This is a genomic window from Massilia sp. DWR3-1-1, assembly GCF_049898325.1.
Lineage (GTDB): Bacteria > Pseudomonadota > Gammaproteobacteria > Burkholderiales > Burkholderiaceae_D > JAFCUW01.
On record NZ_JAFCXL010000008.1, the window covers coordinates 141,999 to 165,311 of the forward strand.

Genomic DNA, 23,313 nt, shown 5'->3' on the forward strand with positions numbered 1-23,313 from the left:
GGTCGTCTCCGGTGGATCAGGTGACGGCGCCGCGGGCGGCGGCGGCGTCGTAGGTTTCATGGTCGAGAATGTCGCGCAGGATTTCCACCGCGTCCCACACCTCGGCGTAACTGGTGTACAGGGGCGTAAAGCCGAAGCGCATCAGCGCCGGCTCGCGGTAGTCGCCGATCACGCCGCGCGCGATGAGCGCCTGCATGACGGCATAGCCATGGGGATGGCCGAAACTGACATGGCTGCCGCGCTGGGCATGGTCGCGCGGCGTCGCCAGCGCCAGCGGGTGAGCGGCGCAGCGCTGCTCGACAAGCGCAATGAACAGATCGGTCAGCGCCAGCGACTTGCTGCGGATCGCGGCCATGCTGGACTGCTCGAAGATCTCCAGTCCGCATTCGACCAGCGCCAGCGAGACGATGGGCTGGGTGCCGCACAGGGCGCGGCCGATGCCGTCCACGGGGGCGAAGTGGGGCGCCATGGCGAACGGGGCCGCGTGGCCCCACCAGCCCGTCAAGGGATGGGTGAAATGCGCCTGGTGGCGCTGGGGCACCCAGATGAAGGCCGGCGCGCCGGGCCCGCCATTGAGGTATTTATAGGTGCAGCCGACGGCGAAATCGGCGTTGGCGCCGGTCAGGTCGATGTCGAGCGCGCCGGCCGAGTGCGCCAGATCCCAGACGGCGAGGGCGCCGTGGGCGTGGGCGTGGGCGGTGAGGGCGGCCATATCGTGCAGGCGGCCGCTGCGGTAGTTGACGTGGGTGAGCATGACGACGGCGGTGTCGGCGTCGATCGCCGCCGGCAGTTGCTCGGGCGAATCGACCAGCTTGACCGTGTAGCCATCGTCGAGCCAGCGCGACAGGCCCTGCGCCATATATATATCGGTTGGAAAGTTTTCGCGCTCGGTGACGATCACCCGGCGGCCGGACGGCCGCTGCAGGTGCACCGCCGCCGCCAGCGCCTTGAACAGATTGAGCGAGGTGGTGTCGGTGACAACCACTTCGGCCGCGCGCGCGCCGATCAGGGGGGCGATCCGGTCGCCCAGCCGGCGCGGCAGGTCGAACCAGCCGGCCGTGTTCCAGCTGCGGATCAGGTCCTTGCCCCACTGCTCGCCAATGACGTGCTGCGCGCGCGCCAGGGCGCTGGCGGGGCGGGCGCCGAGCGAGTTGCCGTCGAGGTAAATCACGCCGTCCGGCAAATCGAACAGGACGCGCAGGGGCGCCATGGGGTCGAGGGCGTCGCGGGCAAGGCAGTCGTTACGTGTGATCATGGGAGAGGCGGAGGGGTCGGCAAGGCTGGCAGTTTAGCAAACCTGGCCGGGCCGGCGACCGCCCCGAAAATAAAAAGCACATTTTTTCAAAAAAACCCTCAAGTTTTGCCGGCGGCCGACGTTACCGGCCCAGACAAGAGGAAATCGACGTTGAAAGCGATGAGAACTTGTCGAATTAGCAGGAAAGGCGTCTTGCAAAAATATTCGATGTTTTTTCAAATATTTTTGACGATGACCCTAAAGTTTTAAAAAAGTTTGACGTAACCGGTACAAGACGCAAGAAATCGGCGTCACGACGGAAGTGATCATGCACCACACCGCAGCCCAGTTTTCCGCCCCGTTTCATAGGGGCGCGACCTTGATCGAGACGTGTTTGTAAGACAAACACTGACCGGTCGCGTTCGCCATTGGCCGACGCAAAATACAGTCCCCCGCCTATTTGTCAAAAGTTGCCCCACGGTCAGAATGTATCTCACTGGCAATGCGATGCAAAGCCAGCTTTCAACGACCCTGGAGATGGAAAATGACTGCAAATGACATGATGGCGGAAATTCGTGATGCGAACCTCAGCTACCTGATGCTGGCCCAGCAGATGATCCGCGCCGACAAAGTTACGGCAATCTTCCGTCTCGGAATTTCGGTCGACATCGCCGAGTTGATCGAAGGCATGAGCAACGCCCAGATCCTTAAACTGGCTGGAGGGAATATGATGCTGGCCCGATTTCGATTCGATGACAGCGCAATCCTGTCCATGCTGACCAACTACAACAAGGACCGCGGCCTGGCCCAGTCCCACGCCGCCATCCTGATGGCCGGCCAGGCCGTTGAAGAAATCGCCTGATTACTCGGTTGCATCGTTTTCCCCATCGTTGATCTGCATTCGAAGGTAACTACCATGAGCAAGAAAAGCGTCGTCACAGAATCCCAGGAAATTCAACTGGCGATCGAATTGATCAAGCTCGGTGCCCGCCTGCAGTTGCTGGAAACGGAAGTGTCCCTGTCGCGCGAGCGCCTGCTCAAGTTGTACAAGGAACTCAAGGGTGTGTCGCCCCCAAAAGGCATGTTGCCTTTCTCCACCGACTGGTTCCTGACGTGGCAGCCCAACATCCACGCTTCGCTGTTCATCAATATTCACAAGTTTCTCATCGACTACGCCGGCGCCACCGGCATCGAGGCGGTGATGAAGGCCTACAAGCTCTATCTCGAACAAATGCCGCCAGCCCCGGGCGAAGAGCCGCTGCTGTCACTGACGCGCGCCTGGACCCTGGTCCGTTTCTTTAACAGCAATATGCTGACCGTCGCCGCGTGCACCTGCTGCCAGGGCAAGTTCGTCGTCAACGGCCTGGACCTGAACGACGGCTACCAGTGCGGCCTGTGCCATATGCCTTCGCGCGCCGGCAAGACGCGCAAGGTCAAGGATGCCGCCGCCGCCTTGCTGGCTGCCTGATGTCGGCGTGAAGTCATTGAATCCGTGGTCGAAGGGCAGGGCGTGAGTCCTGCCCTTTTGCGCATCTGCAAGGCGCCGGCGGTACGGGCGCTGCTGATCCAGTGCGCCTGCCTGCCGCTCAGCTACGCCCTGGTCTGGCTGCTGCTGCGCGCCGCCGTCGACATCGACTACGCCGGCGCGGCCCTGCTGCAGGGCGGCCTGGCCGCTGTCGTTTCCGGCTGGCGCCGGCTGGCGCGCTGGTGGCTGGCGATCCAGTTGCTGTTTCCGCTGGCGCTGCTGGGCGGCGCCGGGCTGCAGTTGCCGCCCGGGCTGTTCCTCACCCTGTTCCTGGTGTTTTTGCTCATATTCTGGTCGACCTTCCGCACCCAGGTGCCGTACTACCCGTCCGGCCGGCGCGCCTGGGACGCGGTGGCGCTGCTGTTGCCAGCGGGCCCGGTGCGCTGTATCGATATCGGCAGTGGTCTGGGCGGCCTGGTGCTCGACCTGGCCGCGCGCCGCCCCGATGGCGTCTTCAGCGGCATTGAACTGGCGCCGCTGCCCTGGCTGGTCAGCCGCCTGCGCGCCGTGCCCGTCGCCAATGCCCGCTTCCTGCGCGGGGATTACGAAAGCCTCGATTTCGCCGATTTTGACGTCGTCTTCGCCTACCTCTCGCCGGCAGTGATGACGGCCCTGTACGAGAAAGCCAGCGCCGAAATGCGGCCCGGCAGCCTTTTGCTCAGCTACGAATTCTGTATTGCAAAAAAAACACCAGACTTGACGATCCAACCAGAGGGTGGGGGGGCACTCCTTTATGGATGGCACTTTTAGGCCACACCATAGGAGAAATGGAGGGTTTTTGCTTGCTCCACAAGGAAACTCCAGTTATTGTAGTTCCCTAGGACAATATTTGATTGGGCGCGAAGGCTTTGCCGACGCGCCCTTGCCATTCTTGGCGCCATAGTTGCCATATAAATACGCCGGCCACGGTCGCGCGCCCGCTTGGGGAGCATGCTCTTGTTAGTCATTATCGGATATGTCATCGTTTGCGCCAGCGTGTTTGGCGGCTATGCCCTGGCCGGCGGCCACCTGGGCGGCCTGTGGCAGCCACTGGAAGTGCTGATGATTGCCGGCGGTGCGCTCGGTGCGTTTTTTGTGGGCAATAACGGCAAATCGATCAAAGCCACCATGGCGGCGATGCCGACCCTGTTCAAGGGTTCGCGTCACACCAAGGAGCTGTACATGGAAATGATGTCGCTGCTGTTCGACGTCCTCTCCAAGGTGCGCAAGGAAGGCCTGATGTCGATCGAGGGCGACATTGAAAAGCCCGAAGACAGCCCCGTGTTCTCGAAGTATCCCGGGGTCTTGTCGGACCACCACATCGTTGAATTCATCACCGATTACCTGCGCCTGATGGTGTCGGGAAACATGGACGCCTTCCAGATCGAAAATCTGATGGACAATGAAATCGAGACCCACCACCACGAAGGCGCCGTGCCGGGCCATTGCATCGCCAAGCTGGGCGATGGCTTGCCCGCCTTCGGCATCGTCGCCGCCGTGATGGGCGTGGTACACACGATGGAATCGGTGGGCATGCCACCGTCGGAGCTGGGGATGCTGATCGCCCACGCGCTGGTGGGGACCTTCCTTGGTATTTTGCTCGCTTATGGTTTCGTCGGCCCGCTGGCCAGTTTGCTGGAACAGAAGCTGGAAGAGTCGACCAAGATGTTCCAGTGCGTCAAAGTCACCCTGTTGGCCAGCCTGAACGGCTATGCCCCCGCGCTGGCCGTCGAATTCGGCCGCAAGGTGCTGTACTCGACCGAGCGTCCGACCTTCGCCGAGCTGGAAGAACATATCAAGAAAGCCAAGTCCAAATAAGCATGATGGCGCCGACGACCCCACTGCAGAATCAGGAGCACCGTCATGGCTGATGAAGGCTTACGGCCGATTATCGTCAAGCGGATCAAGAAGACCGCCGGCGGCCACCACGGTGGCGCCTGGAAGATTGCCTATGCCGACTTCGTGACGGCGATGATGGCCTTCTTCCTGTTGATGTGGCTGCTGGGCTCGACCACCAAGGGCGACCTCAACGGTATCTCCGAGTATTTCAAGACACCCTTGAAAGTGGCGATGGCGGGCGGCTCCGGTTCCGGCGACAGTTCCTCGATCCTGCAGGGCGGTGGCAAGGATCTGACGGCGCGCACGGGCCAGGTGAAAAAGGGCGACACCCCCGCGCAGAAAAAATCCTACGATCTGAAGGCCGCCCGCGAAGCGCTGGCGCGCGAAGAGGGCGTCCGCCTGGGGCAGCTCAAGGCCAAGCTCGAAGCGACCATCGACGCCAACCCGACGATGAAAAAATACAAGGACCAGTTGCTGCTGGACCTGACCAGCGAAGGCTTGCGCATCCAGATCGTCGACGAGCAGAACCGGCCCATGTTCGCCCTTGCCAAGGCCGACCTGCAACCGTACACTCGGGAAATCTTGCACGTGATCGGCATCGTCCTCAACGACGTGCCCAACAAGATCGGCCTGTCCGGCCACACCGATTCGACGCCGTATTTCAGCGACACGGGCTACAGCAACTGGGAGCTGTCGTCCGAGCGGGCCAACGCCTCGCGGCGCGAACTGGTCATCGGCGGCATGGACGAAAAGAAAATTCTGCGCGTGGTGGGCCTGGCCTCGGCCGCCAACCTGGACCGCAAGGACCCGTTCAATCCCATCAACCGCCGCATCAGTATCATCGTGATGAACAAGAAAACCGAAGAGATGGTCATGCGCGACAATGCAACGCAAACCATCGCCGATCCGGCCGCCGCGGACGACGAGGGCGACGCCGCACCGGCCAAGCGCGCCGGCCCCGCACGGCCTGCCACCCCGGGAGCTGCCAAATGACCCGCAAGAAAATCCTCGGCTCACACATGAAGCGCCTGCTGTCGGGCGTGTCCGATCATGGCGGCAAGCATCTGTCCGAAGTGGAAACCGACCTGGTGCAGACCGGCCGCCTGCTGGAAGAGGCGGTCAACCGCCTCACAAGCAGCTTCATGGCGATTCACCAGGCGGTCGATGCCCAGCAGGCCAGCGTCGACCGCTTGCTGGCCGGGGCCCCCCTGTCGAGCGAGGAAACGGCGCGCCTGCAGGACATGGCGGGCACCATCAGCGAGCACGTCAATGCGGCCATCACCAGCATGCAGTTCCAGGACATGACGAGCCAACTGATCGACCGTACCTTGAAACGGGTGACGGGATTGCGCGCCTTCCTGGGCACGCTGGGCGAGCATGGCGACGGCATTGCCGCCGAGTCCGGCAGCGAAGAAGTGGTCGACCTGCTGGGCAAGGTCAGCATGGCGCTGGCGATCCAGTCGCTCGAGCTCAAGAGCGTCCTGCGCAAGTCCGTGAATCAGCAACACCTCAACAGTGGCGACATCGAACTATTTTAGATTTGCAGGGCATTTTTCCGCTTTTTCACTCTTACCAACGAACCACCAGGAGCACACATGGCCAAAACAATTCTCGCAGTCGACGATTCAAGCTCATTGCGCCAGATGGTCGCATTCAGCCTGAAGGCGGCCGGCTACCAGGTGGTCGAGGCGGTTGACGGCCAGGACGGCTACGACAAGGCAAAACTGCAGGCGGTCGACCTGGTGCTGACGGACCAGAACATGCCGCGCATGGATGGCCTGGAGCTGATCAAGCTGCTGCGCGGCTTGCCCGCTTACCAGAAGACGCCGATCCTGATGCTCACCACCGAGTCGTCCGATGAAATGAAGTCGAAGGGACGGGCCGCCGGCGCCAATGGCTGGCTGGTCAAGCCCTTCGATCCGCAGCGTCTGATCGAAGTGGTCAAAAAAGTCATCGGTTAAGCACGGTGAAAAACGGAGTATTAGCCGGAGTTTTACCATGAGCATCGACATCAGCCAGTTCTTCAAGGTCTTCTTCGACGAAGCCGAAGAGCTGCTGGCCGAAATGGAAAAGTTGTTGTTGGCCGTCGACGTCGCCGATCCGGACGCCGAGGACCTCAACGCCATTTTCCGCACCGCCCACTCGGTCAAGGGCGGCGCCTCCACGTTCGGCCTGAACGACATGTCCGAGGTGACCCACATCCTCGAGTCCCTGCTCGACCGGATTCGCCGTGGCGAAATGCATCTGACGAGCGTGCACGTCGATGCCTTCCTCGCCGCCAAGGACATCCTCAAGATGCAACTCGATGGCCACCGCAACGGTGCGCCTGTCGACCAGGATGCCGTCGCCAATGTGCGCATGATGCTGCAGGAGCTTTCGGCCGACGTCGCGCCCATGATGATGACGGCGCCCGCGCCCGCCTTCGTGCAGACGGAAGTGAAGGCGCCGCTGGCGGCGGGCGGACGCCGCTTCAAGATCGAATTGCCGAAAGTGGAGCAGCACGACGTCAACGCCCTGGCCGCCGAACTGGGCCTGCTGGGCCGGATCAGCGTCACCCCCATCGACGCCGAGCGCCACGCCCTGATCCTGACCACCCACGAGAGCCTCGACGACATCATCGCCATCTGTTCGTTCGTGTTAAATCCCGACGACCTGAAAATTTTCGAGGCGCCCGCCCTCACGCCCGAGCAGCGTGCCATCGAGGACGCCGCCCGCGCCGCCGTCGAGGCCGAACTGGGCTACGGCTTTTTCGATCCCATCGAGCCGGACGAGGCCGAGCAGCTCGAGGCCGAACTGTCCGACGACGAACGGGGCTACGGTTTCTTCCAGCCCATCGAGCAGATCCGCGCGGCCGCCGAGAGCGTCGCCACCTCGACGGGTTCGACCGCGATGGTGGTGGCCCGTGCCGATGCGCACGAGCACGCCGATGGCGCGGTGGAGAAGAAGGCCGTCAAGAAAGACGCCGGCACCGACGCCGGCTCGATCCGCGTGTCGATCGAAAAAGTCGACCAGTTGATTAACCTGATCGGCGAGCTGGTGATCACCCAGGCCATGATCGAGCAGCGCAGCGACGGCCTGGACCCGATGGCGCACCAGCGCCTGCTCGGTTCGATCAGCCAGCTCATGCGCAACACCCGCGACCTGCAGGAAGCGGTCATGTCGATCCGCATGATGCCGATGGACTTCGTGTTTTCGCGCTTTCCCCGCATGGTGCGCGACCTGGCGGCCAAGCTGGGCAAGAAAGTCGATTTCATCACCAACGGCGCTGCCACCGAGCTCGACAAGGGCCTGATCGAACGCATCGTCGATCCGCTGACTCACCTGGTGAGAAACAGCATCGACCATGGCATCGAAATGCCGGCCACCCGCGTGGCCGCCGGCAAGACCGAAGCGGGCCGCCTGTTCCTGTCGGCCGCCCACCAGGGCGGCAACATCATCATCGAAGTGGCCGACGATGGCGGCGGGCTCAATCGCGAACGGATCCTGGAAAAGGCGCGCGAAAACGGCCTGGCCGTGTCCGACAGCATGCTCGACGCCGAAGTGTGGCAACTCATTTTCGCGCCCGGCTTTTCCACCGCCGAAGCGGTGACCGACGTGTCCGGCCGCGGGGTGGGCATGGATGTCGTCAAGCGCAACATCACGGCCATGGGCGGCACCGTCGAGATCCGCTCGGCGCGCGGTTTCGGCACCACCATCTCGATCTCGCTGCCGCTGACGCTGGCCATTCTCGACGGCATGTCGATCCGCTGCGGCGACGAAGTCTACATCCTGCCCTTGGGCTTTGTCGTCGAATCGCTGCAGCCGGCGCCGGAAGACATCAAGGACATCGCCAACCGCGGCACCGTCGTCAAGGTGCGCGGCGAATACCTGCCGCTGGTGTCGCTCTACCAGATGTTCGATATCGTGCCGCGCTACACGGCGCCGACCGAAGGCATCGTCGTCATCCTCGAAGCCGATGGCAAGAAAGCCGCCCTGTTCATCGATGAACTGGTGGGCCAGCAGCAGGTGGTGGTGAAAAACCTGGAATCGAATTACCGCAAGGTGAGCGGCATTTCCGGCGCCACCATCCTGGGCGACGGCGGCGTCTCCCTGATTCTCGATGTGCCGGCGCTGATGCGGGCGTCGCGCCAGCAGTTCGACGAGCCGGCGCTGAGCTGATCGTGCCGGCTGCCGGGCAGTTTCAATTTTAAAAATACTCTCAAGGGACCAAGCCGTGTCGATGACCTCCAACTCCACCCACGACGACGCTGACAGCGACGGCAGCGAATTTCTCGCCTTTACCCTCGGCTCGGAAGAATACGGCATCGATATCCACAAGGTGCAGGAAATCCGCGGCTACGAACACGTCACGCGCATCGCCAACGCGCCCGCCTTCATCAAGGGCGTCATCAACCTGCGCGGCATCATCATCCCGGTGGTCGACATGCGCATCAAGTTCAAGCTTGGCAGCGCGGTGTATGACCAGTTCACCGTGGTGATCATCCTGAACATCAACGGCCGCGTGATGGGCATGGTGGTCGACAGCGTCTCCGACGTCACCACCCTGGCCGCCGACGAGATCAAGCCGGCGCCGGAAATGGGCAGTGGCGTGGCCTCGTTCAACTCGGAATTCCTGATGGGCCTGGGCATCGTCGATGAGCGTATGCTGATCCTGATCGACATCGACCGCCTGATGTCGTCGCCCGAAATGGGCTTGACGGAAAAAATCGCCGCCTGAGCGCATGATTTTTTCCACTAGCACGCAGCATACTGAAAGCCCAGAGTGACCATCAAAGCGGAATCGAACAAGGAATTTAATTTCACCAAGAGTGATTTCGAACGCGTGCGTACGCTCATTTACCAGCGCGCCGGCATTTCGCTGGCCGAGAGCAAGCAGGAAATGGTCTACAGCCGCATCGCACGGCGCCTGCGCGCCACCGGCCTGACCTCGTTTTCCACTTACCTGAACGAACTCGAAGCGGGGCACCTGGGCGAAGAATGGGAAGCCTTCGTCAATGCCCTGACCACCAACCTGACCTCGTTCTTCCGCGAGGCCCACCACTTCCCCCTGCTGGCCGACCAGGTGCGTGCCCTGAAGGGACCGATCACCATCTGGTGCTCGGCCGCCTCGACGGGCGAAGAGCCATATTCGATCGCCATGACCGTCTGCGAAGCGTTCAACAGCCTGACCCCGCCCGTGCAGATCATCGCCACCGACATCGACACCAATGTGCTGGCCGCCGGCGAGCGGGGCGTGTATGGCATGGACCGCCTCGACAAGATGTCGGCCGAGCGCATGAAGCGCTTCTTCTTGCGCGGCAAGGGCGCCCAGGACGGCATGGTGCGCGTGCGCCCGGAATTGCGCCAGCTGATCACGTTCAAGCCGCTCAACCTGTTGGCGGACAACTGGCCGCTGCAGGGACAGTTCGACGTCATCTTCTGCCGCAACGTGATGATCTATTTTGACAAGGCGACCCAGCGCAAGATACTGGCCCGGTTTGTGCCATTGATGAAGCCGCAGGCGCTGCTTTTTGCAGGCCATTCGGAAAATTTCCTGTATGTCTCGGACGCGTTGAAACTGCGCGGCAAGACGGTGTACGAACTTGAAACAGGCCGCGCAGCGAAATAAGGCGCGGCCGGAACAGGAATCATGAATTCACAAGAACAGTTTGCCACCAACGTCTATTACGACCGTACCTTCAATCTCGACGCGGCCAAGATCTTGCCGGGCGAGTACTACCACACGGGCAAGGACATGCTCATCGTCACCGTGCTGGGATCGTGTGTCTCCGCCTGCATCCGTGATCGCGTCAGCGGGGTGGGCGGCATGAACCACTTCATGCTGCCCGATGGCGGCTCCGACCCGAACAGCCCGGTATCGGCCTCGATGCGCTACGGCACCTACGCGATGGAGGTGTTGATCAATGAATTGTTGAAGGCCGGCGCGCGCCGGGAAAACCTGGAGGCGAAGGTGTTCGGCGGCGGCGCCGTGCTCAAGGGATTTACGGCGATCAATGTGGGCGAACGCAATGCCGCCTTCGTCATCAGCTACCTGAAAATGGAAAAAATCCGCGTGCTGGCGGAGGATCTCAATGACATCTACCCGCGCAAGGTGTATTTCTTCCCCCGCACGGGCAAAGTGTTGGTCAAGAAACTCATGCAAACCCACAACGAGACGCTGGTGCAGCGCGAACGCGATTACGCGAGCCGCCTGAAGGTGGCGCCGGTGGGCGGAGAAATCGACCTGTTCTAGGCGAGCAAACAACGCGGTATCAAAGAAGGACTGCAATAATGACCATCAAAGTATTGATCGTGGACGATTCGGCGCTGATTCGCAGCGTCATGAGCGAAATCATTTCGAGCCAGCCGGACATGGAAGTGGTGGGCGTGGCGCCCGATCCCCTGGTGGCGCGCGAATTGATCAAGCAAACCAATCCCGACGTGCTCACGCTCGACGTCGAGATGCCGAAAATGGACGGTCTCGATTTTCTCGAAAAGCTCATGCGCCTGCGGCCCATGCCGGTGGTGATGGTGTCGTCGCTGACCGAACGGGGCTCGGAAATTACCATGCGCGCGCTGGAACTGGGCGCCGTCGATTTCGTCACCAAGCCGAAAATTTCCATCCAAAGCGGCATGCGCGAGTACGCAGAACTGATCGCCGACAAGATTCGCGCCGCCGCGCGCGCGCGCGTCAAGGCGCGCACCGTCGCCGCCGTCAAGCCGGGAGAAGCCTTGCCACAACTGCGCAACCCACTGACCTCGTCGGAAAAACTGATCATCATCGGCGCCTCCACCGGCGGCACCGAGGCGATCCGCGAGTTCCTGCAGCGGATGCCGTCGGACTGCCCCGGCATCCTGATCGCCCAGCACATGCCGGAAGGGTTTACCTCGTCGTTTGCCAAGCGTCTCGATTCACTGTGTAAAATTTCCGTGCGCGAGGCGGCCGGCGACGAGCGCGTGTTGCCCGGCCATGCTTTCATCGCACCGGGCCACTCGCACCTGACGCTGGTGCGTTCGGGCGCCAATTACATGACCCGCATCGACCAGAACGAACCGGTCAACCGCCACCGTCCCTCGGTCGATGTGCTGTTCAAATCGGCCGCCCTGTCGGCGGGCAAGAACGCGGTCGGCGTGATCCTCACCGGCATGGGCAAAGATGGCGCCATGGGAATGCTGCAAATGAAGATGGCGGGGGCTTATAATTTCGCCCAGGACGAGGCATCCTGTGTCGTGTTTGGCATGCCGCGTGAAGCGATTGCCATCGGCGCTGTCAACGAAGTTGCTCCATTGAACGAATTGCCGGTCAAAGTACTTAATTATCTGTCAACGCATGGCGGTCGAGCGTTGCGCGTGTAAGTAAAACCTCGCCATTGCTTCAGTGTTTTATCGCCGTAGGGCAACAAAAATGCTATCCTTCAGACTACTTCTCGTTGAGCAGAAGTGTGTCAATAACCAATGTAAAGAATCAACGGAGTAATTCATGGCTGATCCAAAAATGCGTTTTTTAGTTGTTGACGATTTCTCCACGATGCGCCGCATCGTTCGGAACTTGTTGAAGGAACTGGGATACGCCAACGTCGACGAAGCTGAAGATGGCGTCATGGCACTTGCCAAGTTGCGCAGCGATACCTTCGATTTCGTCGTTTCCGACTGGAACATGCCGAATATGGATGGTTTGACCATGCTGCAAAACATTCGTGCCGACCCTGCGCTGGCGAAGTTGCCGGTGCTGATGGTCACGGCCGAGGCGAAGAAGGAAAACATCATTGCCGCGGCCCAGGCCGGCGCCAATGGCTACGTGGTCAAGCCCTTCACGGCTGCCACGCTGGACGAAAAGCTGAACAAGATTTTCGAAAAACTTGGCAAGTGAGGGAGCCTCGCATGGCTGACCAGGATTCCATCGTTTCCCCCGCGACAGATGCGCCGGCCGCTTCCAGCCTGGAAGTGTTAAGCAGGATCGGCCACATGACGCGGGCGCTGCACGACAGCCTGCGCGGTCTTGGCCTGGACAAACTGATTGAAAAGGCGGCCAGCGACATCCCCGATGCGCGCGACCGCCTCGGCTACGTTGCCCGCCTGTCCGAACAGGCGGCGCAAAAGGTCCTCAACGCCACCGACGAAGCCAATCCCTTGCAGGATCGCATCGACCGCATGGCGACGGACCTGTCGGCCTCGTGGAAGGCTGCGCTGGCCGAACCTGAGGGCGCCGCCGACTGGCGCGCGCTGGCCGAACGCACGATGGCTGAACTCGATGCCTCGCGTGCCGCCACCAGCGCCACCAAGGGCTATCTGATGGACATCATGATGGCGCAGGATTTCCAGGATCTGACGGGCCAGGTGATCGGTCGCGTCACTACCATTACCCAGAACCTGGAAAAGCAACTGGTGCAAATGCTGGTCGATTTCGCCCCTGCCGAAGTCAAGCGCGAGTTCGACAACAGCCTGATGAACGGTCCGCAGATCAATCCCACCGGCACGGCCGACGTCGTTGCCAACCAGGTGCAGGTCGACGACTTGCTTGACAGCCTGGGCTTCTGACACGCCCATCGCTTTTGCAGCACGATTGAAGCGAAAAAATGCATCACACCAATTTTATTGTTCGTGAACCGCTGCTCGATCCCAAGCAGCGTGTGATCGGCTACGAGCTGTCGTGGAAAGACGACGTCGCCCAGCCGATCACCGACGCCGCCCTCGAAGCACTGGTCGGCTTCGTCGCTGAGAATGTCAACGACGAGGACGGTAACTGGCTGCTGCGCGACAAGATCCTGTTTCTTGACGCGGTGCCCCCCATGCTGTCGACGGACGCGCTGTACAACATGCCGCCCGAGCACACCGTGCTCACGCTCAAGGCGGCCGATATGGCCGACCCGGATACGCTGGCGGCCGTGCGCGGCCTGCGTGCCGGCGGCGTCGGCATTTCCGTGCGTGACGGCGACATCAAGCACCTGGGCCGCAATCTCGGCATCAGTGCCTCCTACATCGAAGTGCGCTTTTCCGGCGCCGACGTCGCCGCCCAGGCCCGCATGTACGCCGCCGTCAAGCAGTCGAGCGTGCGCATGGTGGGGCGCCCCGTCAACACCTGGGACGATTTCGATGCCTGCGCCGCGCTGGGGCTGGACGCGTTTGTCGGCAAGCTGCACCTGACGCCCCGTCCCGGCAGTGCCGTCAAGGGCATGAATCCGGCCCAGCAGATCATCCTGCAACTGATGCAGATGGTGCAGCGCAACGAGGACGTGGGGCGCATCGAAAGCGTGCTCAAGCGGGACCCCGCGTTGTCGTATAAATTGCTGCGCTTTATCAATTCAGCGGGCTTCGGCGCCGGCCGCAACATCGAGTCGCTCAGGCAAGCCATCGGCCTGCTGGGCTACGCGCCCCTTTACCGCTGGCTGGTGCTGTTGCTGGCCACCGCCAGCAAGAGCGGCTATTCGCCCGTCTTGATGGAGACGGCGGTGGTACGCGGCCGGCTGGCCGAATTGCTCGGTGCCAAGCACATGGGCAAGGCGCACGGCGAGCAACTGTTCGTCGCTGGCATGTTTTCCCTGCTCGATCGCCTGTTGGGCATCTCGATGCGGGAAGTGCTCGACACCATACAATTGCCCGACGACGTGGTACGCGCGCTGCTCACGCGGGGCGGCCTCTACGGGCCCTGCCTGGCGCTGGCGGAAGCGTGCGAGCTCAATTCGAACCTGGTGGCCTCGCTGGCGCGCAATGTGCAGCTCACGCCGCTGGAAGTGAACCAGGCGCACCTGTCGGCGCTGGCATGGGCGCAGACGGTCTCCACCGAACAGTAAATTGCCGCCGTGCGCGTGAAGCGGCCGCGTGAAGCGGCCGTTTCGTTCCTAGATTTCCAGGTTGTCGATCAGGCGCGTGGTGCCCAGCTTGGCCGCCGCCAGCACCACCAGCGGCGCCCCTTGCGCCAGGTCGCCCGCCGACGGCACCTGCAGGTCCATCTGCTTGCGCACCGAAATATAGTCGGGGTTCCAGCCCCGCTTGGCCAGGATGTCCATCGCTTCGTGCTCCAGGCCAAACAGATCGAGGTGGCCGGCGCGCATTTCGCTGGCGACGTGATTCAAGGTCTGGTACAGCAGGGGCGCCTCGGCCCGCTCGGTGGGCGACAGGTACATATTGCGCGACGACAGCGCCAGGCCGTCGTCGGCGCGCCAGGTTTCCGCGGCGATAATCTCGGTGGGCAGGGCGAACTGGCGGCTCATGTTGCGGATGATCATCAGTTGCTGGTAGTCCTTCTTGCCGAACACGGCCACGCGGGGGCGCACGCAGGAAAACAGTTTCAATACCACGGTGGTGACGCCGCCAAAAAAGCCGGGGCGGAACTCGCCTTCGAGGGTATTGCCCAAGTCGTCAGGCGGGCGCACGCGAAACTCCTGCGGCTCCGGATACAAATCCTTTTCGGTGGGCGCGAACAGGATGTACACGCCTTCCTTTTCCAGCTTTTCCACATCGCTCTGGAAGGTGCGCGGGTATTTTTCGAAATCTTCGTTGGGGCCGAACTGCAGGCGGTTGACGAAAATCGAGGCCACCACCGGGTCGCCATGCTTGCGCGCCAGGCGCATCAGCGACAGGTGGCCTTCGTGCAGATTGCCCATCGTGGGCACGAAGGCGGTGCGCAACTGGCCGCTCAGGTGGTCGCGCAGTTCTTCAATGGAGGAAATGATTTTCATAATGGGAAGTAAAAAGTAGGGCCGGGTTCATACCGGCGAATAGGCCAGCCGCACGTAAATGGGCGCAAACGGCTCGGCCTGGGTGATTTCAATCAGGGTTTCCTTGGCCAGTTCCAGCATCGCGACGAAGTGCACGACCACGATCGGCACCCCGCCTTGCCCTTGGAACAGCTCTGAAAATTCCACGAAACGGCTGCTTTGCAGGCGCCGCAAGATGGCCGTCATGTGCTCGCGCACGGACAGTTCCTGGCGGCTGATGCGGTGATGCTGCACCAGTGTCGCCCGTTGCATCACGTCGAGCCAGGCGCGCTGCAGATCGCCCGGATCGACGTGGGGCCAGACGGGAATGGTGCTCTGTTCGATGTACAGCTCTGGGCGCACGAAATCGCGCTCGAGCTGGGGCAGGGCATTGATGTCGCGCGCGGCCACCTTGATCTGCTCGTACTCGAGCAGGCGCCGCACCAGTTCGGCGCGGGGGTCGTCGACCTCGAGGTCGGGACCGGCGCTGCGCTGGGGCAGCAACATGCGCGACTTGATCTCGATGAGCATCGCCGCCATCAGCAGGTACTCGGCGGCCAGTTCCAGGTTGTGCAGGCGGATCTGCTCGACATATTTCAGATATTGCAGGGTGAGCTGCGCCATCGGAATATCGAGGATGTTGAAATTTTGCTTGCGGATCAGGTAGAGCAGGAGGTCGAGCGGTCCCTCGAAGGCGTCGAGGAAGATCTCCAGCGCATCGGGCGGAATGTAGAGGTCGGTCGGCATGCGCAGCATCGGCTCGCCGTACAGGCGGGCGCCGTTGCTGTTCGCCGCGCCAGCCGGCTGCCCGGCGGCACCCGCGGGAACCGCCGCGCTGGCCGTCCCCTCGTCTGGCAACATGGTCTTGTCCCGGCTTGCTTACAGCTTGTTCTGGTAGACGTAGGCTTGCTGCTTGACACGCGACTCGGCGGTGCGTGCCTGTTCGGTCAGCGCCGTGGGCGCCTTTTCCCACAGCAGGGCGCGCCCTTCGGCCTGGCCCGCTTCGATCTGCGGGTTGGCGGCCTTGAGCTGTTTGATGAACAAGGTGTGGTCGGACTCGTAGCGGTCGAATTGTTTCGAAAGTTTCATATGGGCCAATGGTAAAAAGCGAACAGGGTATTTTACCGCGACTTGCGACCAAGCATCATGCCTGGGATGCAAGTGGGCGGCGGCGGCACTGATTATTGTGCGTGAATCGCATTCAACTGGCGCGCGATGATGTCGTGATTGAGCCACACGACGGCGGCGATTTTTTCCGCCGTCGCATGGAACATCAAGGGTCCGGTGCCTTCTAGTACCAGGCTCGACAGGTGATCGGTGATCAGTTCCTTGCGCTCCTTGTGCAATTTGGTCATGTCGTGCGAAGTGTTGATCATCACCTCGGCCAGCGCCGGCGTGTTGTCCATCGGCCATGCCTCGAAATTGCGGAAGCTGGCGCTGGTGGCGTCGTTGTTGTATGCCTCGATACGCTCGAGCAGCGAATCGAGGCTGACGCCGTCTTCCAGCAGGGACTGGCAGATATCCCATTGTTGCTGGGCCCAGGCGCCGCCGCCTTCTTTCTTGAGTGCCTTGAGCAGTGGGAACAGCGACAACTCCACGCCCACGAACAGGTCGGACGAGTTGGTGCGAATTTCCGGGCAGTTGTAGACGGTCGCGCTGATCCCTTTTGCCCAGGCCGCCTCAGCCACGCTTTCCAGGCGCATCTTGGCGTAGCCCTGGGTGTAGTTGGTGTAGGTCTGCCACTGGTATTGGCCGTCGATGAGGATCTCGGTGCCGTGGTAGCCGTAGGCCGTGTAGCGCACCTGGCCGCCGGTGCGTTCGGCGCGTTCGCGGATGGCCGTGCTGGCGTGGATCAGGTGATGCAGGGTGTTGGCGGTGACTTCATCGAAATTCATGAGAATCAGCTTGCCCAGGTCGCTGTCGAGCAGGGCGCGCGAGGACATGAAGCGCTCGCCGGCGCCCTTGTAGATGCGGTTGGCGATGGCCAGGAAGGCTTTGACGCGCGGAATGCCGCCGGCCATGGTGTGGGCGAAGAACACATTGGCACCGTCCGGCACCAGTTTGTCGATCTCGTTCATGACGATCGCGGCCGAGGCGGTGAAGCGCTGCACGCCCACCTGGCGGCAGGCTTCGACCTTGTCCCAGTCGAGCTGTTCTTCCTGCCAGTTTTTCAGGGTCAGCCCGGCCAGCAGTTCGGTGGGATTCTGTTCGCCTTCGGGGGCGTCGAGGTCGAAGCCGGCCATCATCGGCACGTTGATGATGCGCCCGCCCAACTTGGTTTCAGCCTCCGCGTGTTCCTCGGCGCTCAGTTCGCGCAAGCGGCCGTCGTCGTCGCGGCGGCCGACGGTGATGCCGACGATGGTCATGCCCGCCTTGCGCGCTTCGTCGATCAGGCCGTTGGCGTAGCCGCGCCCGAACAGTTCGCCGAACAGGACGAACACGTCACCCTGGCGAAACAGGTCGGAGTGGGGAAGGTGGCGCAAGGAGGTGCGTTCGGTCATGTCAGAGTCTCTCTGTAATAGGTCGCGTTCAAGCGCGGAATTTTTCTGGGGAGGACAGGCACCGCAGATGCCCGTCCCATGTCTTCGCTGCCAATACCTGCTGTCGTGGACCGGCAGCAGATCTTACCGGATCCGCATGCCCGGCTTGGCGCCTGGCCACGGCTCCAGCACATACAGTCCCGGATCGGCCTTCTCATCGGCCGCCGAGGCGCACAATACCATCCCTTCCGAGATGCCGAACTTCATCTTGCGGGGCGCCAGGTTGGCCACCAGCACGGTCAGCTTGCCGATCAGCTGCTCGGGCTGGTACGCCGACTTGATGCCGGAAAATACATTGCGGTGGCGCCCTTCGCCCACATCGAGCGTCAGGCGCAGCAGCTTGTCCGAACCATCGACCGTTTCGCAATGGACGATCTTGGCAATGCGCAAATCGATCTTCGAAAAATCGTCGATCTTGATTTCCGGCGCCAGCGCTTCGATGTCCAGGGCGTCGACCGCGCCCACCACCGGTGCGGCGGTGAGCAGCGCGGCCAGTGGCGCCGCGGCCGGCACGGCGGCGGCGGCGGGGCGGTCGAACAAGGCTTCCACCATCTTGGCGTCGACCCGCTGCATCAGGTGGCTGTAGGCGCCGATGGTGCGACCGAGCAGGGGCTGCCAGACGGCCTCGCCCTGCGTGTCGAGCCACGACAATTGCGCGTCGCCCAGCATCTCGGCCACACGCGCGGCAATCTGCGGCAGCACCGGCGAGAGCAGGATGGTGAGCTGGCGGAACAGGATCAGGGCGGTGGTGCAGACCTCGTGCAGTTCGGCCGTCTTGTCGGCGTCCTTGGCCAGGATCCACGGCTTGTTTTCATCGACATACTGGTTGGTGATGTCGGCGATTTCCATGATTTCGCGCAGGGCCTTGCCGAATTCGCGGTTTTCAAAGTTGCTGCCGATGCTGGCCTGGCGCTCGGCGCCATCGACCGTCAGGGCCTTGGCGATCCAGCCGTGCGCGACGGGCGAGAGCGCGCTGGCCAGTTTGCCGTCGAATTTCTTGGCGATAAAGCCCGCGCAGCGGCTGGCGATATTGATGTACTTGCCGATCAAGTCGCTGTTGACGCGGGCGACGAAATCGTCGCCGTTGAAATCGAGGTCTTCGACCTTGGCGTTGAGTTTGAAGGCAATGTAATAGCGCAGCCACTCGGGATTCATGTGCAGATCGAGGTAGCGCAGCGGCGAAATGCCGGTGCCGCGCGACTTCGACATTTTCTCGTTATTGACCGTCAGGTGGCCGTGCACATTGACCTTGAGCTTGTCGATGATGGGGTGGCCGGCGAAATTGAGCATGGCCGGCCAGAACAGCAGGTGGAAGGAGACGATGTCCTTGCCGATAAAGTGCACTTGCTCGGTGTCGGGGTCATTGAGCAGGGTCTCGAAATCCATGCCCTTTTTGGCGCAATAATTTTTCAGGCTGGCCAGGTAACCGACCGGCGCATCGAGCCACACATAAAAAAACTTGCCCGGCGCGTCGGGGATGGGAATGCCGAAATACGGCGCATCGCGCGAGATATCCCAGTCGGCCAGTTTTTCGCCCGCCTCGCCCAGCCACTCGGAGACCTTGTTGACCATTTCCGGCTGCAGCCGGCCCGGCGTGTTCAACCACGCCTTGAGGAAGGTGTAGCAGCGGGGATCGGACAGGGCGAAGAAATACTGCTCGGACGGCTTCAGGATGGGCGTCGAGCCGGTAAACACGGAGAACGGATTAATCAGTTCGGTGGGCTGGTAGGCCGCGCCGCACACTTCGCAATTGTCGCCGTACTGGTCCTTGGCGCCGCATTTCGGGCACTCGCCCTTGATGTTGCGGTCGGCCAGGAACATGCCTTTGACGGGGTCGAAAAAGCGGTCGACCGTCTTGGTGACGATCAGGCCCGCATCGCGCAGCTTGCGGTAAATGCCTTGCGACAGTTCGACGTTTTCCGGCGAATCGGTCGAATACCAGTTATCGAAGCCGATATGGAAGCCGTCCAGGTATTGCTGGCGCCCGGCGGCGATTTTCGCCACGAATTGCTGGGGCGTGATGCCTTCCTTTTCGGCGGCGATCATGATGGGCGTGCCGTGGGTGTCGTCGGCGCAGACGAAGCTCACTTCGCGGGCGTTGCCGCCGTCGCGTTGCATTCGCTGGAACCGCACCCAGATATCGGCCTGGATGTATTCCATCATGTGGCCGATGTGGAAGGCTGCGTTGGCGTAAGGCAGGGCGGTGGTGACGAACAGCTTGCGGGTCATGGTCGAAATACGCTTATCGATAGGGGAAAAGGGGCATTTTACCAGCGCTTGCCCCCATATTGCACGGTCCGGCGTTCGGCATGCTTGCCGCATTGCCCGCGCACCCCGCGCCGCCCGGCGATGAGTGGCGGCGATTTGCGCTACACTGCCGCTTCACATCCGGAGACATTCATGAGCATCACCGTAGAAGACGTCAAGGCGGCACTGGCCGTCGTTATCGACCCGAACACCGAAAAAGATTACGTTTCCAGCAGGTCCGTCAAGAACGTGCGCGTCGGCGCCGCCGGCGACAGCGTGGCCCTCGACATCGAGCTGGGCTATCCGGCCCGTTCGCAGCTCGCCGCCGTGCGCGCCGCCGTCAGCACGGCCTTGCTGGCCTTGCCTGGCGTGACCCAGGTCGACGTCAACGTGCAGTCGAAGATCATTTCGCACACGGTCCAGCGCGGCCTCAAGATCATGCCGAACGTCAAGAACATCATTGCCGTCGCTTCCGGCAAGGGCGGGGTGGGCAAATCGACCACGGCCGTCAACCTGGCGCTGGCGCTGGCCGCCGAGGGCGCCTCGGTGGGCGTGCTCGACGCCGATATCTATGGCCCTTCGCAGCCGATGATGCTGGGCATCAGCGGGCGCCCGGAAACCACCGACGGCAAGACCATGGAGCCGCTGGAAAACCACGGCGTGCAAGTGTCGTCGATCGGCTTCATGATCGATCCCGACGAGCCCATGGTGTGGCGCGGCCCGATGGTCACCCAGGCCTTGCAGCAGTTGCTCGAGCAAACCAACTGGCGCGACCTCGACTACCTGATCGTCGACATGCCGCCCGGCACCGGCGACATCCAGCTGACGCTGTCGCAAAAAGTACCCGTCACGGGCGCCGTGATCGTCACCACGCCCCAGGACATCGCCTTGCTCGACGCCCGCAAGGGCTTGAAAATGTTCGAGAAAGTCGGCATCCCGATCCTCGGCGTGGTGGAAAACATGAGCACCCACATCTGCTCGAACTGCGGCCACACGGAAGCGATTTTCGGCCACGGCGGCGGCGAGAAGATGTGCGCCGACTTCGGCGTCGAGTTCCTCGGCGCCTTGCCGCTGACCATGGCGATCCGCGAGCAGGCCGATTCGGGCCGGCCGACCGTGGTGGCCGATCCCGATGGCGCGATTGCCCAGATTTACAAGGACATCGCCCGCAAGGTCGCCATCAAGATCGCCGAAAAGGCGAAAGACATGAGCAGCAAGTTCCCCAGTATCGTCATCAAGAACGACTGAGCGTTCGCCTGACGTTGCCAAGGGCCCCTGCGAGGGGGCCTTTTTCATTGGAGATCCATGAAACTAGAGAGCCTGCGCGCCGAACTGCGCGCCCTGGGCGCCCGCCCCCTGCACGAGCAGCGCATCGTGCGCGACTGGGTGCGCGCCGAGCCGCACGACCAGGGCCGCCGCCGGCCCCAGGATTTTTTGCCGAAACCCCTGCGCGAAGCCTTGCCGCAGATCGACGCCCGCTTCGACGCGCTGGCCCAGGTGCTGAGCAGCCACCCGGCCGGTGACGGCTCCGCGCGCTTGCTGGTGCGCCTGCACGATGGCCAGACGGTGGAAACGGTGTTGCTGCCGCGCGAAGGCGTGTGCGTGTCCAGCCAGGTGGGTTGCGCGGTCGGTTGCCAGTTTTGCATGACGGGACGGGATGGCCTGCTGCGCCAGGTCAGCAGCGGGGAAATCGTCGCCCAGGTGGTGCTGGCGCGGCGCCTGCGGCCCGTGCGTAAAGTGGTGTTCATGGGCATGGGCGAACCGGCCCACAACCTCGACAACGTCATCGATGCGATCACCCTGCTGGGCGTGGAGGGCAATATCGGCCACAAGAACCTGGTGTTTTCCACCGTCGGCGACGTGCGCGCCTTCGAACGGCTGGCCGACAACCTGGTCAAGCCGGCGCTGGCCTTGTCGCTGCACACCACCAAGCCGGCCCTGCGCACGCGCTTGCTGCCGCGCGCGCCCGACCTGAGCCCCCGCCAACTGGTCGAGCACGCCGAGCGCTATGCGCGCCTGACGGGCTATCCGGTGCAGTTCCAGTGGACTTTATTAGATGGCATCAACGATGGCGACGACGAACTCGATGGCATTGTTGAATTGCTCAAGGGCAAGCACGCGGTGCTTAACATGATTCCCTACAACACCAATCCCGGCCTTGATTTTCGCCGTCCCAGCTGGGACAAGGCGCGCGCGATCGCCGCGTCGCTGTACGCGCGCGGCATCCTCACCAAGTTGCGCGATTCGGCCGGCCAGGAGGTCGATGGCGGGTGCGGCCAGTTGCGCGCGCGCGCCGCCGGCCCTGCCGCGCAGCTGGAGCAGCCGGTGCATTTTGTGCGCACGGCGCGCGCCGCGGCGGACAAAATCGGCCTTGCTCGTATGCATATTGGCGATTCGGGCGATAATAACCACCAGTAACAAATTGCGGCCGGCGGGCGACCCCTGCGTGGCCCCTGTCCACGGTTTGACGCATGCGAATGCGAATCATGCTCATCGGCTGGAATGACCCGCACGATTGAAGCAATCGGGCGTATTTTCGTGGACGGCTTCACAATAGCGGCATAAACTTTTGCCTTAGTTCAAGTGGGGAACGCAGGATGCAACAGAATGGCAACGATCAGGGCAGCGACACCACCTTCGTGGCCGTTGGCATGCCCTTGCCCCAGGAAGACCAGGCGCGCGCAAATATCTACGGTTTGCTGGCGCGCCTGCTGCTGGCGCCGCCTGACGCCGGCCTGCTCGACAGCATCGCTGGCGCCGACGCGCTCGCCGCCGCGGGCAGCGGCGGACCGCTCGACCTGGCTTGGGACCAGCTGTCGCTGACGGCCCGCCTGCTGCCCACCGACAACGTCATCGACGAATTCAACGATTTATTCGTCAGCACGGCCGCGCCGCGCGTGAGCCCGCACGGCTCGATCTACCTGGCCGGTTTTCTGCACGAAAAGCCGCTGGTGCTGCTGCGCGCCGACCTGGCCAAGCTGGGCCTGGGTCGCCGCGCCGGCGTGCGCGAGACGGAAGACCACCTGGGCGCCTTGTGCGAAACCATGCGCCAGCTGATCGTGCGCAAGCGTAGTATCGACGAACAACAGGCATTTTTCGACACCCACATCGCCAGCTGGCACGTCGCCTGCCTCGACCATGTGCGGCGCGCCGAGGGCGCCCAGTTTTACGCGCGCGTGGCCGATCTGGCCGAAGCGTATTTTTCGCTCGAACAGCAAGCTTTCCAGGTCGCCGAAGACGACGCCTGACCCCTTCATTTTTTAAAAGAAGCCG

24 protein-coding genes are annotated in these 23,313 nt (G+C 62.2%); 18 read left to right on the top strand and 6 right to left on the bottom strand.

Annotated elements, in window-relative coordinates:
* Positions 1-16: 16 nt before the first annotated feature.
* On the bottom strand, positions 17-1,255 hold the full coding sequence (gene kynU / locus ACP7EY_RS10615) for a kynureninase (RefSeq protein WP_426193249.1): 1,239 nt from the start codon (positions 1,253-1,255) through the stop codon (positions 17-19).
* Between the two features lie 523 nt (positions 1,256-1,778).
* Between kynU and flhD the strand changes: the two genes are divergently transcribed.
* From flhD to ACP7EY_RS10690, 15 genes are all read left to right on the top strand, one after another.
* Positions 1,779-2,096: a flagellar transcriptional regulator FlhD gene (flhD, locus tag ACP7EY_RS10620; RefSeq protein ID WP_426193251.1), complete on the top strand. Its 318-nt coding sequence runs from the start codon at positions 1,779-1,781 to the stop codon at positions 2,094-2,096.
* A 54-nt stretch (positions 2,097-2,150) separates the two neighbouring features.
* Positions 2,151-2,702: a flagellar transcriptional regulator FlhC gene (gene flhC, locus ACP7EY_RS10625; protein ID WP_426193253.1), complete on the top strand. Its 552-nt coding sequence runs from the start codon at positions 2,151-2,153 to the stop codon at positions 2,700-2,702.
* Between the two features lie 42 nt (positions 2,703-2,744).
* Positions 2,745-3,509 carry a class I SAM-dependent methyltransferase gene (locus ACP7EY_RS10630; RefSeq protein ID WP_426193255.1) on the top strand — a complete coding sequence of 255 codons (765 nt, stop codon included), beginning with the start codon at positions 2,745-2,747 and terminating at the stop codon, positions 3,507-3,509.
* A 186-nt stretch (positions 3,510-3,695) separates the two neighbouring features.
* Positions 3,696-4,556 (top strand): flagellar motor stator protein MotA, encoded by an 861-nt coding sequence (motA, locus tag ACP7EY_RS10635; RefSeq protein WP_426193256.1) that lies wholly within the window; start codon positions 3,696-3,698, stop codon positions 4,554-4,556.
* Positions 4,557-4,601: 45 nt separating this feature from the next.
* Complete coding sequence (gene motB / locus ACP7EY_RS10640) at positions 4,602-5,570, top strand: flagellar motor protein MotB (protein WP_426193258.1); 969 nt, start codon at positions 4,602-4,604, stop codon at positions 5,568-5,570.
* Entirely contained in the window at positions 5,567-6,115 is a 549-nt protein-coding gene (locus tag ACP7EY_RS10645) for a chemotaxis protein (RefSeq protein WP_426193260.1), read from the top strand. Before motB ends, ACP7EY_RS10645 begins: the two co-directional genes overlap by 4 nt.
* A 57-nt stretch (positions 6,116-6,172) precedes the next feature.
* Positions 6,173-6,538 (top strand): response regulator, encoded by a 366-nt coding sequence (locus ACP7EY_RS10650; RefSeq protein ID WP_426193262.1) that lies wholly within the window; start codon positions 6,173-6,175, stop codon positions 6,536-6,538.
* A gap of 37 nt (positions 6,539-6,575) precedes the next feature.
* Positions 6,576-8,735, top strand: coding sequence for a chemotaxis protein CheA (cheA, locus tag ACP7EY_RS10655; protein ID WP_426193264.1), 2,160 nt, complete (start codon positions 6,576-6,578; stop codon positions 8,733-8,735).
* 61 nt (positions 8,736-8,796) lie between these two features.
* Positions 8,797-9,294, top strand: a complete 498-nt coding sequence (locus ACP7EY_RS10660) for a chemotaxis protein CheW (protein WP_426193266.1) — start codon at positions 8,797-8,799, stop codon at positions 9,292-9,294.
* Positions 9,295-9,339: 45 nt separating this feature from the next.
* Entirely contained in the window at positions 9,340-10,185 is an 846-nt protein-coding gene (locus ACP7EY_RS10665; protein ID WP_426193268.1) for a CheR family methyltransferase, read from the top strand.
* 21 nt (positions 10,186-10,206) lie between these two features.
* Positions 10,207-10,809: a chemoreceptor glutamine deamidase CheD gene (gene cheD, locus ACP7EY_RS10670; protein WP_426193270.1), complete on the top strand. Its 603-nt coding sequence runs from the start codon at positions 10,207-10,209 to the stop codon at positions 10,807-10,809.
* Between the two features lie 38 nt (positions 10,810-10,847).
* A complete protein-coding gene (locus tag ACP7EY_RS10675) occupies positions 10,848-11,912 on the top strand; it encodes a protein-glutamate methylesterase/protein-glutamine glutaminase (protein ID WP_426193272.1) in 1,065 nt (354 codons plus the stop codon).
* 124 nt (positions 11,913-12,036) lie between these two features.
* Positions 12,037-12,426: a chemotaxis response regulator CheY gene (gene cheY / locus ACP7EY_RS10680; protein WP_426193274.1), complete on the top strand. Its 390-nt coding sequence runs from the start codon at positions 12,037-12,039 to the stop codon at positions 12,424-12,426.
* An 11-nt stretch (positions 12,427-12,437) separates the two neighbouring features.
* Positions 12,438-13,094, top strand: coding sequence for a protein phosphatase CheZ (gene cheZ / locus ACP7EY_RS10685; RefSeq protein ID WP_426193276.1), 657 nt, complete (start codon positions 12,438-12,440; stop codon positions 13,092-13,094).
* 38 nt (positions 13,095-13,132) lie between these two features.
* The gene (locus ACP7EY_RS10690) at positions 13,133-14,347 is read left to right on the top strand and encodes an EAL and HDOD domain-containing protein (protein ID WP_426193278.1); all 1,215 of its coding nucleotides are present in this window, start codon (positions 13,133-13,135) and stop codon (positions 14,345-14,347) included.
* 48 nt (positions 14,348-14,395) lie between these two features.
* Here the strand turns inward: ACP7EY_RS10690 and panC are convergent, their stop codons facing one another.
* The 5 genes from panC to metG form a co-directional block, all read right to left on the bottom strand.
* Positions 14,396-15,235 carry a pantoate--beta-alanine ligase gene (gene panC / locus ACP7EY_RS10695; protein ID WP_426193280.1) on the bottom strand — a complete coding sequence of 280 codons (840 nt, stop codon included), beginning with the start codon at positions 15,233-15,235 and terminating at the stop codon, positions 14,396-14,398.
* A 27-nt stretch (positions 15,236-15,262) separates the two neighbouring features.
* Positions 15,263-16,114: a segregation and condensation protein A gene (locus ACP7EY_RS10700; protein WP_426193282.1), complete on the bottom strand. Its 852-nt coding sequence runs from the start codon at positions 16,112-16,114 to the stop codon at positions 15,263-15,265.
* Between the two features lie 18 nt (positions 16,115-16,132).
* Positions 16,133-16,342: a DUF3460 family protein gene (locus ACP7EY_RS10705; protein WP_426193284.1), complete on the bottom strand. Its 210-nt coding sequence runs from the start codon at positions 16,340-16,342 to the stop codon at positions 16,133-16,135.
* Positions 16,343-16,434: 92 nt separating this feature from the next.
* The gene (locus ACP7EY_RS10710; RefSeq protein ID WP_426193286.1) at positions 16,435-17,754 is read right to left on the bottom strand and encodes an enoyl ACP reductase FabMG family protein; all 1,320 of its coding nucleotides are present in this window, start codon (positions 17,752-17,754) and stop codon (positions 16,435-16,437) included.
* A 123-nt stretch (positions 17,755-17,877) separates the two neighbouring features.
* Positions 17,878-20,022 carry a methionine--tRNA ligase gene (gene metG, locus ACP7EY_RS10715; RefSeq protein ID WP_426193288.1) on the bottom strand — a complete coding sequence of 715 codons (2,145 nt, stop codon included), beginning with the start codon at positions 20,020-20,022 and terminating at the stop codon, positions 17,878-17,880.
* 171 nt (positions 20,023-20,193) lie between these two features.
* On the opposite strand from metG, the gene apbC reads away from it, so the two are divergent.
* From apbC to ACP7EY_RS10730, 3 genes are all read left to right on the top strand, one after another.
* Complete coding sequence (apbC, locus tag ACP7EY_RS10720; protein WP_426193290.1) at positions 20,194-21,288, top strand: iron-sulfur cluster carrier protein ApbC; 1,095 nt, start codon at positions 20,194-20,196, stop codon at positions 21,286-21,288.
* Between the two features lie 57 nt (positions 21,289-21,345).
* Positions 21,346-22,458, top strand: coding sequence for an RNA methyltransferase (locus ACP7EY_RS10725; protein ID WP_426193292.1), 1,113 nt, complete (start codon positions 21,346-21,348; stop codon positions 22,456-22,458).
* A 179-nt stretch (positions 22,459-22,637) separates the two neighbouring features.
* Positions 22,638-23,288: a TorD/DmsD family molecular chaperone gene (locus ACP7EY_RS10730; protein ID WP_426193294.1), complete on the top strand. Its 651-nt coding sequence runs from the start codon at positions 22,638-22,640 to the stop codon at positions 23,286-23,288.
* Positions 23,289-23,313: the final 25 nt, after the last annotated feature.